This is a genomic window from Pollutimonas rozaliensis (genome assembly GCF_048751585.1).
In the GTDB taxonomy this organism is placed as follows: domain Bacteria; phylum Pseudomonadota; class Gammaproteobacteria; order Burkholderiales; family Burkholderiaceae_B.
Genome location: NZ_JAZHOB010000002.1, coordinates 548,094 through 562,430, shown reverse-complemented (window position 1 = coordinate 562,430; position 14,337 = coordinate 548,094). Strand labels below are relative to the sequence as shown.

Sequence of the window (14,337 nt, the reverse complement as noted above, 5' to 3'; positions counted from 1 at the left end):
CTTATTTCCTTGCCTTGCCCTGATTCGCAACGGCAGCCATCGCCGCTTCGATCTCGGCCGGATCGCCAAGATAATAATGGCGCAATGGGCGCAGATCGTCGTCCAGCTCGTAGACCAGGGGCTGCCCGGTGGGAATGTTCAAATGGACGATGTCATCGTCGGAGATGCCGTCCAGATGCTTGATGAGCGCCCGCAGGCTGTTGCCGTGCGCGGCAATCAGCACCCGCCGTCCGGCCCGCATGGCCGGCGCGATGGATTCATTCCAGAAAGGCAGCACGCGCGCCACCGTGTCTTTCAGGCATTCGGTGGCCGGCAGCTTGTCGGCGCCGATCTTGGCATAGCGGCGATCGAAGCGCGGATGCCGCGGGTCGTCCGCATCCAGCGGATTGGGCGCGATCGCGTAGGCGCGGCGCCAGATCAACACTTGTTCTTCGCCGTACTTCTCGGCGGTCTCTGCCTTGTTCAGGCCTTGCAGGGCACCGTAGTGGCGCTCGTTGAGCCGCCAGCTAAGGCCGGTGGGCGTATACATGGCATCCATGGCGTCCAACGCGATCCACAGCGTGCGTATGGCCCGCTTCAGCACGGAAGAATAGGCCAGGTCGAATTCGAACCCTTGTTGTTTCAACAGCTCTCCGGCCTGCCGGGCCTGCTCGCGGCCGGTATCGGTCAGATCCACGTCGGTCCACCCGGTGAAGCGGTTCTCCAGGTTCCACTGGCTCTCGCCGTGGCGCATCAAAACAAGTTTATGCATGATAACTATCGCCTAAAAGTTGAAAATCGCGGACCATTTTATAATCCCCTGCATGTGCCCTGCTTCCCAGGGTGTTTTCGGGATACATCGTGGACTTTTTTCTTGACCAGAACAACCTTATTTTTCTATTCGTCGCCATTGCTTCCGGCGTCATGCTGCTGCTGCCCAACCTCCTGAAAGGCGGCGCCAAGACAGTGGGTGTACAACAGGCTGTGCAACTGGCCAACCAGAGTCAGGGGATTTTCCTGGATATCCGCAGCCATGAATCGTTCAAGGCTGGAAGCATACCCCAGGCACGCAACGTGCCGGAAGCCGACATATCGTCCAAGCTGGGCTCGCTGCCCAAAGACAAGCCTATCATTGTCGTATGCGACCAGGGCCGCGACTCGGCCCGCATTGCGGGTTCGTTGCGCAAGCAGGGCTATGCGCAAGCCTTCAGCCTTGAGGGCGGGCTGCGCGGCTGGCTCCAGGGCGGACTGCCCCTGTCCAAAAAGAATTGATCCCCACGGCCTTACCGTCAAAGGAAACCCATGGCAACCGTAACAATGTACTGCACCGCCGTGTGCCCCTACTGCGTCCGCGCCGAGATGCTGCTCAAGCAGCGCGGTGTCACCCATATCGAGAAAATACGCATAGACCAGGACCCCGCCCAACGCGCCATCATGATGGAACGCACAGGCCGGCGCACCGTTCCCCAAATCTATATCGGCGACACCCATGTGGGCGGCTATGACGACCTGGCGGCGCTGGACCGCGCCGACGGCCTGATGCCGCTGCTTGCCGCATAGACTGGCCCGCTCCTTTACCCTTATCCATATTATTTTAGGAAACCAAATGTCCGAACAGAATCAAAACAATCAGGAAAGCCAGGGCAGCCAGGATCCCAGTTTCAGCCTGCAGCGCACCTACATCAAGGACTTGTCGCTGGAAATGCCCAACGCTCCCCAGATTTTCCTTGAGCAGGAAGGCCCCACGGTGGAAGTGTCCATCAATGTCGGCGGCCAGCGCCTGGCAGACACTGTCTACGAAGCCACCGTTACCGCCACGGTCACCACCCGCATCCAGGACAAAGTGCTTTATCTGGTTGAAGCCACCCAGGCGGGCATCTTCGAAGCCGCCAACATTCCGGCCGAACAGCTCGATCCGCTCATCGGCATCGTCTGCCCCACCATGCTGTATCCCTACCTGCGCGCCAGCGTCGCCGATGCCATCAATCGCACCTCGCTGCCCGCGCTGCATCTGACCGAGGTCAATTTCCAGAGCCTGTACGAGCAGCGACTGGCCCAGATGGCCGAAGAACAGGGCAAGGAAGACTCGGGCCTGATACTGCCTCCGGGCGCCACACGTCAATAAGCACGCCATGACCGCCCCCCCTACGCGCGTCCGCGTCGCGGTCCTGGGCGCCGGAAGCTGGGGAACGGCGCTGGCCGCCCTGGCCAGCGCCCAATCCGACACCCTGCTGTGGGCGCGCAATCCGCAACTGGCGCGCGCCATGGAGCGGGATCATGTCAATGCTCCCTATCTTCCCGACACCCCTCTGCCCCCGGCTTTGCAAATCACCGACAGCCTGCGGGACGCCCTGGACCATGTCGCCCCGGCGGACGGTACGCCGGGGCTCATCATCCTGGGCGTGCCCGTGGCCGGCCTGGCGGGCCTATGCTCCACCCTGGCCGGCCTGCTGGCCGGCAGATCCTGCAGCGCATTAAGCATAGTGTGGACGTGCAAGGGCTTTCTGCCCGACAGCGGCCAGCTCCCCCACGAGATAGCCCAAGCGGCGTTCAGTTCCCTGCCCGGCGTGGGCCTGGGTGTGCTGTCCGGGCCATCGTTCGCCCGCGAGGTCGCCCAGGGCCTGCCTGTGGCGCTGACCATTGCCACCACGCAAACCGGTACCGCCCAGGCGGTGGTATCGGCCTTGCATGGCGCCAACGCCCGCATATACAGCAGCAGCGACGTCATCGGTGTGGAAGTGGGCGGCGCATTGAAAAACGTCATGGCCATCGCCTGCGGCATTTCCGACGGCCTGGGCCTGGGCACCAATGCGCGGGCCGCCCTGATCACCCGGGGCCTGGCCGAGATGCAAAGGCTGGGGCTGGCCATGGGAGGCCTGGCGGAAACTTTTTCCGGCCTGACCGGCCTGGGCGATCTGGTGCTGACGGCAACAGGCGCCCTTTCGCGCAACCGCCAAGTGGGGCTGGCCATAGCCGAAGGAAAGACGCTGGATGCGATCCTCGCGGGCGGCATGACAGCCGAAGGCGTGCGCTGCGCCCGCGCCGCTCTGGCGCTAGGCCGAAAATATCAAATCGATCTGCCCATCACCGAAGCCGTCTGCCATGTCCTGTTCGACGGCCTGGCGCCGGAAGCTGCCGTATCCGGCCTGCTGACCCGCGACGCCAAACCCGAATCGCCCCGACCTCGGCTTGATCTTTAATCTTTTTCCATGCAAGGAATTGCCATGTCTCGAAATTTATTCCTGGGCCGCTGGCTGCACCGGTCGGCACTCGCCATCGCGGGCGCCGGCACATTGGCGCTGGCGCCGTTCGCGCAGGCCGCCTGGCCCGAGCGCCCCATCCAGATGGTGGTTCCTTTCCCGGCAGGCTCCTCGCCCGACGTGCTGGCCCGGGCCATTGCCGAACCGCTGGCCAAGGACCTGGGCCAGGCCGTCGTGGTGGAAAACAAGCCCGGCGCGGGCGGCAACATCGGCACGCGCCACGCCAGCAAGGCCAAGCCCGACGGATACACGATACTGCTGACCATCAATGGTCCCATGGTCACGGCGCCATCCCTGTACAAAAAAACACTGGGCTACGATCCGCTCAAGGACCTGGCACCGATCACCCTGGTCGGCACGAGCCCCAATGTGCTGGTCGTGCCGCAGGATTTTCCCGCGAAGAATGTGCAGGAGTTCGTAAGCCTGGCCAAGGCACGGCCCGGCGAGCTCAATTACGGCACGGTCGGCCCGGGCAGCTCCTCGCATCTGGGAATGGCCATGCTTGAACACCAGGCGGATATCCGCCTGCAGCAGATTCCCTACACCGGCTTTCCCCAGATCATTACATCCATCATCGCCGGCGATGTCCAGGCAGGCTTCATGGTGCCCGGCATTGCCATGACACAGGTAAAAGCCGGCAAGGCCCGCGCACTGGCCATTACCAGCCTGGAACCCAGCGACGTGCTGCCCGGCATACCCACCATGGCGTCACAAGGCTACCCCGGATTCGAGTCGATCTCGTGGGATGCGATATTCGTGCCGGCGGGCACGCCCGGCGATATCGTGGCCAAGCTCAATTCGGCCATAGGCAAGATTCTGGCGCGGGACGACGTCAGACAGAAAATGGCCGCGCTGTATTTCACGCCGGCGCCATCCACGCCCGAAGCATTGACTACCTTGGTGGTGAACGAGAAAAAACGCTGGGAAGAAGTGATAGACCGGCTGGGCCTGTCGCTGGATTAACTGTTCGCATGGCCCGCCATCCGGCGGGCCGGGACCGGCACGGCAAGCCCTCGCACCGCCGAAGCACCGCAGCGGCCCCGAATCCGCCTAGACGCTGCCCGCGTAGCCGGACTGGCGCCAAGCTTCGTAAATCGTGACCGCCACGGCGTTCGACAGATTAAGGCTGCGTTGTTGCGGCAGCATGGGCAAGCGCAGGCGCTGCTCCGGCGGGAATAGATCCATTTGCGCCTGGGACATGCCCGCGGTCTCTCGTCCGAAGACGAACACATCGCCGGGCAATAGCGGCACTTGGCCAATCAGCCTGGCGCCTTTGGTGGTCAATGCGTAGCGGCGGGTCTCGTCGCCGCCTATGCTGGCGAAGGCCGCGGCCAGGTCGTCGTGGACCTGCAATCTGGCCCACTCATGGTAGTCCAGCCCGGCCCGCTTCAGCTTCTTGTCGTCCAGCTCGAACCCCAGCGGCCGCACCAGATGCAGGCTTGCGCCGGAATTGGCGGCCAGGCGTATTACGTTGCCCGTGTTGGGTGGGATTTCGGGCGATACCAGGACGATGTGAAACATGAAAGCAGTAAAAAGAACGCGCTGGCGACACGCCAGGGCCTGCGGCGATTTTACAGGCAATGCTGTTCGGGGCGATAGGGCGTGCGGGCCAGCACCAGGCCGGTAACCGAAGCGGCTCCGGCCGCCTTGAAGGCCCGGGCGATGCTGTTCAGCGTGCTTCCCGTGGTCAATACATCGTCGACCACGGCAATGTGGAGGCCTTCGACCCTTCGAGGGCAATAATAAAGCAGCCGGGCGCTGGACGCGCGTTGAGCCCTGCCAAGATAAGTCTGCTTGACGCCCTCGCGAACGCGCAGCAGAAGCGCGGGCCGGCAGGAAAGCCGCAATTGCGTGGCCAGGCAGCGCGCGATCTCGGCGGCGGGATTGAACCCGCGCCGCAAGATGGCGGATCGGCTGGCGGGCACTGGAACCAGGATGGTTCCCCTGGGCAAGGCCGGCACTGCCGCAGCCGCGGCATCGGCCAGCATCGCGGCAAGCATGCCGGCGCTGGTGAAGCGCCGCGCCACCTTGAACTGATGAATAAGCAGATCGCCGGGCGGCGCATAATCAAAGGCGGCAAGCACGCGATCGAAGGCCGGTGCCAGCCTGCTGCAATCGGGGCATGCGCCCTGCGCATCCAGAACCAGGCAGCACACCGCGCAGCGCGCCATTCCGCCGGCCATGGAGGCGATAGCCGCGTGATGGCAATATACGCAAAGCCGTCCGCCCAGCGATCGCCCCCCGCATAGGCCGCAAGCGGTGGGAATGCGCCGGATGCAGCCACCGAGAACCCCGCGCCATGCATTGAGTACGAAATGCGCCGGTTCGCGCGGAGGATGCGGATAAGCCATAATGGTATTCTTCAAGCCCGGGCTTGGACCTGTGGTCGCCATGCGCCTATCTAAGCACGAAGCCTTCCCCGATACCAGCCAGCCGCACCTATAAATGTCACAGCCACCTACACTGCGCATCGATTCCACTCATGTCGGACTGCAGTTCGCCCGCCGTAGCCCCTTGGACGCCGCGCAGTTCCTGTACGGCGAGGTCGCGCAGCGCATGCTGCAACGATTGAGCTATATCCGGATAGCGCCTGTCGCCGTGCTGGATGCAGGCTGCGGCGCCGGACATGCGCTGGAGCCTTTACGCGCCCGCTACCCGCAATTGGACTATATCGGCCTGGATGCCTGCCAGCGCCTGCTGGACGTGGCGCGCGAGCGCTACGCCACCAAGCCGGGATTCTGGCAAAAACTGCGCAACAAACCCACCCGGCCTGTCCGCTTCCTGCTTGCGGACCTTGCCGACTCGGGGCTTCCGCCGGAAAGCCTTGATCTGGTGTGGTCCAACATGGCGCTGCACTGGCATCCCGAGCCGCACAATGTCCTGAGCGAATGGCGCCGCATACTGAAACCCGGCGCGCTGGTCATGTTTTCATCCCTGGGACCCGGTTCGCTGGCGGAGCTGCGCAGCGCCGTGCTGGATGCCGGCCTTCAGACCGCCACACCGCAATTCGTCGATATGCACGACTTTGGCGACCTGCTTATCCAGCGGGGCTTCGCCGACCCGGTCATGGACCAGGAAATCCTGACGCTCACTTATCGCACACCCGAAAAGCTGCTCGAGGACATGCACATACTGGGCGGCAATCCCAACCAGGATCGCAAGCGCGGCTTGTCGGGGCGCAAATGGCGGCAGCGGCTGCTGGATGCCCTGGAGGCTCAGCGCGATGACGACGGAACCATACACCTGAGCCTTGAAGTGGCCTACGGACATGCATGGCGGGCTGCGGCGCAGCGCGGCGCCTTCGGCGAAACCCGCATCTCGGTGGGCTCGATCGGCCGCGCGGCGAACACCGACGGCACGCGGCCCACGGTGCGGCCGCGCAAGACCGGCGAATCCTAGGCAGGGCGGCGCATCAGCGCATTCCGAAAGTCGTTTTTCCGAACACGGCATTCTTGCCTGCAGGCAGGGAACGCCAGTATTGCGGCGGCCCCTGGACTTGCCCATCCAGTTCCGCCGCCGCATGCCAGGCCCAGCGCGGGTTATACAGCACCGCCCGCCCCAAGGCGACGAGATCGGCCTGCCCGCCGGATACGATATCCTGCGCCTGTTGCGGCTCGGTAATCAAACCGACCGCCACTGTCGGTACGCCGACTGCGCGCTTGACCGCCTGGGCCAGGTGGACTTGATAACCCGGCCCTACCGGTATCTGCTGCCGGGGCGACACGCCCCCGCTGGATACGTCCAGCCAGTCCACTCCCTTGGCCTTCAGGCGGGTGCCGAACTCGATCGTCTGGTCCAGGGTCCAGCTGGACTCGTCATCGACCCAGTCGGTCGCCGAAACGCGCACGCCCACCGGTATGGAATCGGGCACAGCGGCGCGGACGGCATCGAAGACTTCCAAGGGATACCGCATGCGGTTCTCGATGCTGCCGCCATATAGATCGTCGCGCCGGTTGGCAATCGGCGACAGGAACTGATGCAAAAGATAGCCATGGGCCGCATGCAGCTCGATGGCGTCGAAACCCAGGCGGACGGCGCGCGTGGCAGCCTGAACGAAGTCGGCCTTGATCCTGGCCAACTCATCGACAGTCAATGCGCGCGGCGCCGGTTCCTGCGACTTTTGGGGAAGCGCCGATGGCGCCAGGGGCTGCCAGCCTCCCGCATCGGCGGCGATAAGCTGACCGCCATCCCAGGGAGCGGCGCTGGAGGCCTTGCGCCCGGCGTGCCCCAACTGGATGGCAAGCCTGATAGGCGACGCTGCGCGCAGCATCTGGACGACCCCCGCCAACGCCGCTTCGTTTTCGTCGCTCCATAAGCCAAGGCAAGCGGGAGTGATCCGTCCTTCCCGGCTGACCGCCGTGGCCTCCAGGCAAAGCATCCCCGCGCCGCCCAGCGCCAGGCTGCCCAGATGGGCCTTATGCCAGGCGGTGGCGTCACCGTTCGATGCGGAATACTGGCACATGGGCGACACGACAATGCGGTTGGGCAATGTCAGTCCACGCAAAACAAGGGGGTCGAACAGGTGAGCCATCTATGCTCCTTCTGGATTAAGGGGGATGATTGCGGCAGCATGCTGCGGCTGGACATCATAGCAAAGACAGGGGCGGCCTATGCCGCCCCCGGGACATCGTTTTTTTTCGGCCGGCTTACTGGCTGGCGTTCTTCTTGCGCGACGAATCGATACCCAGCTGCTTGAGCTTGCGATACAAGTGCGTGCGTTCCAAGCCGGTTTTTTCGGAGACACGCGTCATGCTGTGATTCTCGCGCCCCAGATGGTATTCGAAGTAGATGCGCTCGAACTCATCGCGAGCGTCGCGCAGCGGCTGGTCCAGGGAAATCCCCCCCAACAAGGAGTGATTCAGCTCGCCGGCGGGTTCCGCCGCGGCGGGAACCGCTGTCGTGGTCAGGGGCTGCGGCTGATCGGCCCGGCGCTCGGGCAGACGCGCCGCGGCAACCAGCGCCGGAGTGACCACCGGCCTGGCGAGGCCGGCCGCAATGGTCTTCAGCAGCTTCTGAAGGGTGATGGGCTTTTCAAGAAAATCGACAGCGCCTATGCGCGTGGCCTCGACCGCCGTATCGACGGTCGCATGGCCGCTCATCATGACGACGGGCATGTCGAGCAGACCTTGCGAGCTCCATTCCTTGAGCAGGCTTACACCGTCGGTATCGGGCATCCATATGTCCAGCAGGACGAGATCGGGTCGCGCCCGCAAGCGCGCGGCACGCGCCTGGGCGGCGTTCTCCGCCAATTCGACAGTGTGCCCTTCGTCGTAAAGAATTTCCGACAAAAGCTCACGGATACCAATTTCGTCGTCAACAACCAGGATTCTGGCCATAAAGCGTCACCTACCTTTTTTCCGCATTATCGTTCCCTTGCGTTGCTTCGTCCAGCACGGACTGCTTTCCCGCAAGGCGCGTCAAGAGGATGGAAATGCGGGCCCCCCCCTCGCGACGGTTTGAAATATCAATTCGGCCGCCGTGTTCTTCGATAATTTTTTTAACTATAGCAAGACCCAGGCCGGTTCCGCTTGCCTTGGTTGTCACATAGGGCTCGAACACGCGATTCAGGACCTGTGGAGCAAAGCCTTGCCCGTTGTCGGACACGGACAGCCTGACGGCGGGGTGCTCCTCGCCATCGTCAATGCGCGACCGGGTCAGCTTGGTCTGCACATGAATATTCGCATCGGCCAACGGCTGATCCTGGGTCGCGGCGTCCCGCGCATTTGCCAGCAGGTTATGTATGACCTGTCGCAATTGAGTCGGATCGCCTTCGATGATGGGCAATTCCGGATCGAACTCGACATCGATCCGCACGCTTCGGCCGTCGTCGCGCACCGCGCCTCCGACGGGATCCCAGCCATAGAGGGACAGCACATCGGCGATCAGGGCATTGATGTCGATCCGCTGCATCTGGGCCGGCGGTGTGCGGGCGTACTCGCGAAAATCGTCGACCATCTGTTTCAGCGAGGCCACCTGATTGACGATGGTATTGGTCGACCGCAGCAACATGGCGGCGTCGCCCTCGTTCAGGCGATCGGCCAGCTTCATGGCCAGGCGTTCGGCGGAAAGCTGTATAGGCGTCAGCGGATTCTTGATCTCGTGCGCCAGCCGGCGCGCAACCTCGCCCCAGGCCACGGTGCGATTGGCGGAAATGACCTCGCTGATATCGTCGAACACGACCAGGTAGCCGTTGCCGCGCCCATCGACGCTAAGGTGCGTACCGCGCGCCAGCAGCGTGATGACATGCTTTTTTTTCTCGTTGTCGCTGGCCGCTTCCAGTTCCAGTTCGAACTGCTGCTGCCAGTACAGACGCTCCGAACCCACCGCCGTGTGCGCCGCAAAGGCCTGGCGTATCAGTTGCGACAGCGAGAAAGCGCCGTCGGCGGTCTCCAGGGGACGGCCCTTGACCGACCTCAAATCGACCCGCAAGATGCTTTGCGCGCCCTGGTTGAACATGGTGACGCGGAACATCTCATCGAAAACCAGCACTCCCGAAGAGAGGTTGCTCAGGACGGATTCGAGGTAAACATTGGAGCGCTCGAGCTGCTGCCGATTGTTCTCCACCATGTGCCTGGCCTCGTCCAACTGGCGGGTCATGGCGTTGAACGACCGGGTCAACTGGCCTACCTCATCGCGCTCGGGCGGCTCGGGCAAGGGGCGGTAGTCGCCCACGCCCACCGCCTGCGTCCCCGCGGCCAGCGTAAGCAGCGGCCTGACCAGGCGGCGCGATACCGCCAGGGCCACGACGACCGCCGCGAACACGGCCAGGATAAGCGCCAAGGTCAGGGTAATGCCGTAAAGCTTGCGCAGGCCCAGGCGGGAAAGGGCCAATTCCTGATAATCGCGAAATCCCTGCTGCACCTGGTTGGCGTTGCGGGCGATCTGCTCGGGTACAGGCTCGATGACTTGCAGCCAGCGCGTGTCGGGCGACACGCCCAGCGCTGATGAAAGGCGATCCAGCGTATTGACGGGCACCACCACGCGCAAATGCAGGCCCGCGTTGGCCGGTTCGCCAGGGTCGCGATCCCGCGGCGCCTCGTCCGCCTCGGCGGCTGAATAGGCGCGCGACACCCTGAGCTGATTGATGACACTGACGGGAGGCATGTCGGGCAGCAATTGCCCATAGGCGGACGAGGAAAACGCCACCAGCCTGGCATTGCCGGTGAAGACCATGGCTTCGGTCACGCCGCTGGTCTCGCGCAGGCGCGTAATCACCAAGGCCATGTCGGCGTCGCTGGCGTTGGCCAGTTTGGCCGCCATCTCTTTGGCGCGCGCATTCAGGTCGCTCAGTTGCGAATCCAGCGCGGCGCGTCCCAGGTTCAGCCCCGCTTCCAGCGCGCTGTCCACCCGCACGTTGAACCAGGACTCGATGGAGCGCGACATGAACTGCACGGAAAGCACATAGATAAGCGCGCCCGGCAAGACACCGATCAAGGCGAAGTACAAGGCGAAGCGGGCCGTCAGGCGAGCCCCGAACTGCCGCCGGCGTATCTGGCGCATGAGGCGCGCCGCCAGGACCACCACCCACGAGATCAGGGCGACGGCGAGAATGCCATTGAGCACCAGCAGGGTGTCGTATTGCTGCGCGTAGCGCGAAGCATTGCCTGTGGACCAGACCAGCAAGGCCAGCAACGCCAGCGCGCTGCTGGCGGCGACGGCCAAAGCCGCCCGCAAGCCCCACCGCACTAATGCCGGGGCTCGTCGACGGAGATTGAAAAAGTGAAATTTTTCCATGGAGTAGCCAGGGACCAGGCACTGCTGTTGAAAGCGTCGACCTGAAACGGCCGGGCCAGGAGAGATGTATCCAGCCGTACGCGTATGCGGCCCTCGTACAGTTCGTCGTGTTCAAGATCTTGGACGTTGGCAACCGCCCATCCGCGTATATTGCGAACCAGCGATAAGGCGTCGTCCAGCGATGACTCGGGCAGGGAAAGGTCGCCTGTCCCCACCCGCCATTGCCGGGTCAAGGCGTTATACACGATTCGCCAAGTCTGCTGCTCGTTCACGACCGTCTTGTCGAACCACCACCATCGCTTGGACACGATTTCCAGATCGGCCGTGAAGTAAAGAGGCACGCCTTTCTGTGCGGCATTGCGCAGATCGCCCGTGACGGCAAGTTCAAGGTCGGCATCGATGTACAGCTTCCCGTCGCGGACCACGGGCTCCACCTTGACGACGCGCTCGCCCTGTTCGAGCATATCGGTCTGAGCATGCGCGGCCAGGGTGAAACACAGGAACAGGGAAAGCAGGACTCGAAGCATTAACGCTCACCAATACATAAAGCAAAGCGGGCCAAGGCGCCATTTTTGACGACTCAGGCCGTCTTGGCAAACAAAGCGTAAAAAAATCCATCGTGAGACAACAAAGGATCGTCAACCAGCGGCAGCAACTGCCCCGGCGCGGCAAGCCTGACCGCATCGCTGTGACGCTGCTGGAACTGCGCCGCCTGCCGCTCGCCTTCCTGCGGAAAGATGGAACAGGTAGCATAAAGCAAATGTCCTCCTGAACCGACCGTTTGCCACAACGCATCGACGATTTTCCGTTGCAGGGCCGCTGTTTTCGCCACATCGGCCTCGCGGCGCAGCCAGCGGATATCGGGATGGCGCCGAACCACGCCGGAGGCGGTGCAGGGCACGTCGGCCAGCACCGCATCGAAAGGCCTGCCGTCCCACCATGACTTCAGATCAGCCGCGTCGGCGCAGCGCAAGGACACCTTGGCTCCGTCCAGCCTGAGTCGCCGCAAATTCTGTCCCACGCGTTCAAGGCGTGCCGGATCGGAATCGAGCGCCACCAGGTCTACATCGGCCCGCTCCAGAATATGCGCTGTTTTTCCGCCGGGAGCGGCGCAGGCATCCAGGACACGCATGCCGTCCCGCAGCGGCAGCAGCGCGCCCGCTTGCTGCGCGGCCAGGTCCTGCACCGACCACCAACCTTCGTCAAAGCCGGGCACAGCCTGGACGGGGCGAGGAGCCGCCAGGACCAGAGCCTGCGCCCCGGCCCGAACCACCGCTATGCCGGCCGCTTCCAGCGCGCCCTGCACGGCTTCCACGGAGGAACGGCGGATATTGACCCGCAAGGCCATGGGGCCGGGCATGTCGGCGGACTGAAGCAAGGCTTCCCATTGATCCGGATAGGCGCGGCGCACCTGCGCCACCCACCAGTCGGGATGATTGAACACGGCTTCGTGATTTTCCAGCGCCTGCGCTAAAATAGCGCCTCTTTCACGTATAAAGCTGCGCAGGCTGCCGTTCAGCAAGGCTTTGTAAGCGCGCATTTTGCGTTGGCCATCCACGGCGGTCACGGCCTGATCCACCACAGTATGCGCCGCATACACAGGCAGGCGGCGCACCGCGCCGAAATCCGCCGGCGCATCGCCGGCATGCTCCAGCGCGGTATCCAGCAAGGCCAGCGACACCAGCAGTACCGCATCGAACAAGGGATTGGGCGGAGTGCGCCGCACCAGTATCTGTTTTATGGCGCGGGCCACGCCCAGCCTGCGCATGACATGGAAGGACACGGCCTGGGCCGACGCCCTCAGGGCAGCCGGCGTTTCGGCCAGGCTGTCCGACAAGGAACGCCCGGCCAATACCGCCCGCACATTCTGCGCGCTGGCCAAAATGGTGTCGGACAAGGGGATTTGCTTGAAGGAAGTATCGGGCACAAATGCAAAACCTGCGTGAGTTTGCTTTGATCCGGACTTTATCATCAATTCGGGGCCAGGGCCTGCCGTTAAAATTATGTTTCTTTATCGAGCCTTGGGCTCAACGAGGTAATTCATGAATTCCCCAAAAGTCGGCTTCGTCAGCCTGGGATGCCCCAAAGCGCTGGTTGACTCCGAGCGCATACTGACCCAGTTGCGCACCGAAGGCTACGCCATTACGCCGGACTATGACAATGCCGATGTGGTGGTGGTCAATACCTGCGGCTTCATCGACAGCGCCAAGGCGGAATCGCTGGACGCCATCGGCGAGGCCATCGCCGAGAACGGCAAAGTCATCGTTACCGGCTGCATGGGTGTCGAAGAGTCGCTGATCCGCGAAATCCATCCCGCCGTGCTGGCGGTAACCGGCCCCCAGCAGTATGAGCAAGTCGTCAGGGCTGTGCATGAAGCGGCCCCGCCCAACCTCAAGCACGATCCCTACACCGATCTGGTTCCCCCGCAGGGCGTCAAGCTTACGCCCCGCCACTACGCCTACCTGAAGATCTCCGAAGGCTGCAACCATCGCTGCAGCTTCTGTATCATCCCGTCCATGCGCGGCGACCTGGTCAGCCGGCCCATTGGCGATGTCATGGGCGAGGCCGAGCGCCTGGTCAAGGCGGGCGTCAAGGAACTGCTGGTGATCTCGCAAGACACCAGCGCCTACGGGGTCGATGTCAAGTTCCGCAGCGGCTTCTGGAACGGCCGGCCGATCAAGACCCATATGACGCAGCTAAGCGAGGCGCTCGCCGGATTCGGCGTCTGGACCCGCCTGCATTACGTCTACCCTTATCCGCACGTGGATGAAGTCATACCGCTGATGGCCGACGGCAAGATCCTGCCTTACCTGGACATCCCTTTTCAGCACGCCAGTCCGAAAATCCTGAAAGCCATGAAGCGCCCCGCCTTTGAGGACCGCACCATGGCGCGCATCAAGCGCTGGCGCGAAATCTGTCCGGACCTGACCCTGCGCTCCACTTTCATCGTCGGTTTTCCAGGTGAAACCGAGGAGGACTTCCAGTACCTGCTGGACTGGATGAGCGAAGCCCAGTTGGATCGCGTCGGATGCTTCCAGTATTCGCCCGTGGAGGGCGCGCGCGCCAACGAACTGGCCGACCATGTTCCCGACGAGGTCAAGCAAGATCGCTGGGAACGCTTCATGGCTCACCAGCAAGCCATTTCGACGGCACGCCTGGCACAGAAGATAGGCCGGGAAATCGACGTGCTGATCGATGAAATCGACGAAGACGGCGCCATCGGCCGCTCCAGCGCCGACGCGCCCGAAATCGACGGCAGCGTATTCGTCAGCAGCGAAAAAACGCTGAAGCCGGGCGATATGGTAAGGGTGCGGGTAACGGACTCGGACGAGTACGACCTGTATGGGGATGCGGTTTAGCAGCA

At 63.1% G+C, this 14,337-nt stretch carries 15 protein-coding genes; 7 read left to right on the top strand and 8 right to left on the bottom strand.

Annotation, left to right across the window (positions count from 1 at the left end):
- Window position 1: 1 nt before the first annotated feature.
- Window positions 2-751 (bottom strand): 2,3-diphosphoglycerate-dependent phosphoglycerate mutase, encoded by a 750-nt coding sequence (gpmA, locus tag V0R37_RS05855; protein WP_420373603.1) that lies wholly within the window; start codon window positions 749-751, stop codon window positions 2-4.
- A gap of 89 nt (window positions 752-840) precedes the next feature.
- Between gpmA and V0R37_RS05850 the strand changes: the two genes are divergently transcribed.
- Genes V0R37_RS05850 through V0R37_RS05830 form a run of 5 tightly spaced genes read left to right on the top strand, consistent with a single transcriptional unit; the run spans window position 841 to window position 4,202 of the window.
- Window positions 841-1,251 (top strand): rhodanese-like domain-containing protein, encoded by a 411-nt coding sequence (locus tag V0R37_RS05850; protein ID WP_420373602.1) that lies wholly within the window; start codon window positions 841-843, stop codon window positions 1,249-1,251.
- A gap of 30 nt (window positions 1,252-1,281) precedes the next feature.
- Entirely contained in the window at window positions 1,282-1,539 is a 258-nt protein-coding gene (gene grxC, locus V0R37_RS05845; protein ID WP_420373601.1) for a glutaredoxin 3, read from the top strand.
- A gap of 46 nt (window positions 1,540-1,585) precedes the next feature.
- Window positions 1,586-2,104 (top strand): protein-export chaperone SecB, encoded by a 519-nt coding sequence (gene secB / locus V0R37_RS05840; protein ID WP_420373600.1) that lies wholly within the window; start codon window positions 1,586-1,588, stop codon window positions 2,102-2,104.
- Between the two features lie 7 nt (window positions 2,105-2,111).
- Window positions 2,112-3,179 (top strand): NAD(P)H-dependent glycerol-3-phosphate dehydrogenase, encoded by a 1,068-nt coding sequence (locus tag V0R37_RS05835; protein ID WP_420373599.1) that lies wholly within the window; start codon window positions 2,112-2,114, stop codon window positions 3,177-3,179.
- A 24-nt stretch (window positions 3,180-3,203) separates the two neighbouring features.
- The gene (locus tag V0R37_RS05830; protein WP_420373598.1) at window positions 3,204-4,202 is read left to right on the top strand and encodes a Bug family tripartite tricarboxylate transporter substrate binding protein; all 999 of its coding nucleotides are present in this window, start codon (window positions 3,204-3,206) and stop codon (window positions 4,200-4,202) included.
- Between the two features lie 87 nt (window positions 4,203-4,289).
- Here the strand turns inward: V0R37_RS05830 and V0R37_RS05825 are convergent, their stop codons facing one another.
- Window positions 4,290-4,760 (bottom strand): tRNA (cytidine(34)-2'-O)-methyltransferase, encoded by a 471-nt coding sequence (locus V0R37_RS05825; RefSeq protein WP_420373597.1) that lies wholly within the window; start codon window positions 4,758-4,760, stop codon window positions 4,290-4,292.
- Window positions 4,761-4,810: 50 nt separating this feature from the next.
- On the bottom strand, window positions 4,811-5,590 hold the full coding sequence (locus V0R37_RS05820; protein WP_420373596.1) for a ComF family protein: 780 nt from the start codon (window positions 5,588-5,590) through the stop codon (window positions 4,811-4,813).
- Between the two features lie 94 nt (window positions 5,591-5,684).
- Between V0R37_RS05820 and V0R37_RS05815 the strand changes: the two genes are divergently transcribed.
- Window positions 5,685-6,638 (top strand): methyltransferase domain-containing protein, encoded by a 954-nt coding sequence (locus tag V0R37_RS05815; protein WP_420373595.1) that lies wholly within the window; start codon window positions 5,685-5,687, stop codon window positions 6,636-6,638.
- Between the two features lie 13 nt (window positions 6,639-6,651).
- On the opposite strand, the gene V0R37_RS05810 is transcribed toward V0R37_RS05815, so the two are convergent.
- The 5 genes from V0R37_RS05810 to rsmB form a co-directional block, all read right to left on the bottom strand.
- Window positions 6,652-7,770: an NADH:flavin oxidoreductase/NADH oxidase gene (locus V0R37_RS05810; RefSeq protein ID WP_420373594.1), complete on the bottom strand. Its 1,119-nt coding sequence runs from the start codon at window positions 7,768-7,770 to the stop codon at window positions 6,652-6,654.
- A 115-nt stretch (window positions 7,771-7,885) separates the two neighbouring features.
- Complete coding sequence (locus V0R37_RS05805; RefSeq protein ID WP_420373593.1) at window positions 7,886-8,575, bottom strand: response regulator; 690 nt, start codon at window positions 8,573-8,575, stop codon at window positions 7,886-7,888.
- A 10-nt stretch (window positions 8,576-8,585) separates the two neighbouring features.
- Complete coding sequence (locus V0R37_RS05800) at window positions 8,586-10,925, bottom strand: sensor histidine kinase (RefSeq protein WP_420373651.1); 2,340 nt, start codon at window positions 10,923-10,925, stop codon at window positions 8,586-8,588.
- A complete protein-coding gene (locus V0R37_RS05795) occupies window positions 10,925-11,500 on the bottom strand; it encodes a DUF4390 domain-containing protein (protein WP_420373592.1) in 576 nt (191 codons plus the stop codon). The genes V0R37_RS05800 and V0R37_RS05795 overlap by 1 nt, the downstream gene beginning before the upstream one ends.
- 53 nt (window positions 11,501-11,553) lie before the next feature.
- Window positions 11,554-12,945 (bottom strand): 16S rRNA (cytosine(967)-C(5))-methyltransferase RsmB, encoded by a 1,392-nt coding sequence (gene rsmB, locus V0R37_RS05790; protein WP_420373591.1) that lies wholly within the window; start codon window positions 12,943-12,945, stop codon window positions 11,554-11,556.
- A 70-nt stretch (window positions 12,946-13,015) separates the two neighbouring features.
- Between rsmB and rimO the strand changes: the two genes are divergently transcribed.
- On the top strand, window positions 13,016-14,332 hold the full coding sequence (gene rimO, locus V0R37_RS05785) for a 30S ribosomal protein S12 methylthiotransferase RimO (RefSeq protein WP_420373590.1): 1,317 nt from the start codon (window positions 13,016-13,018) through the stop codon (window positions 14,330-14,332).
- Window positions 14,333-14,337: the final 5 nt, after the last annotated feature.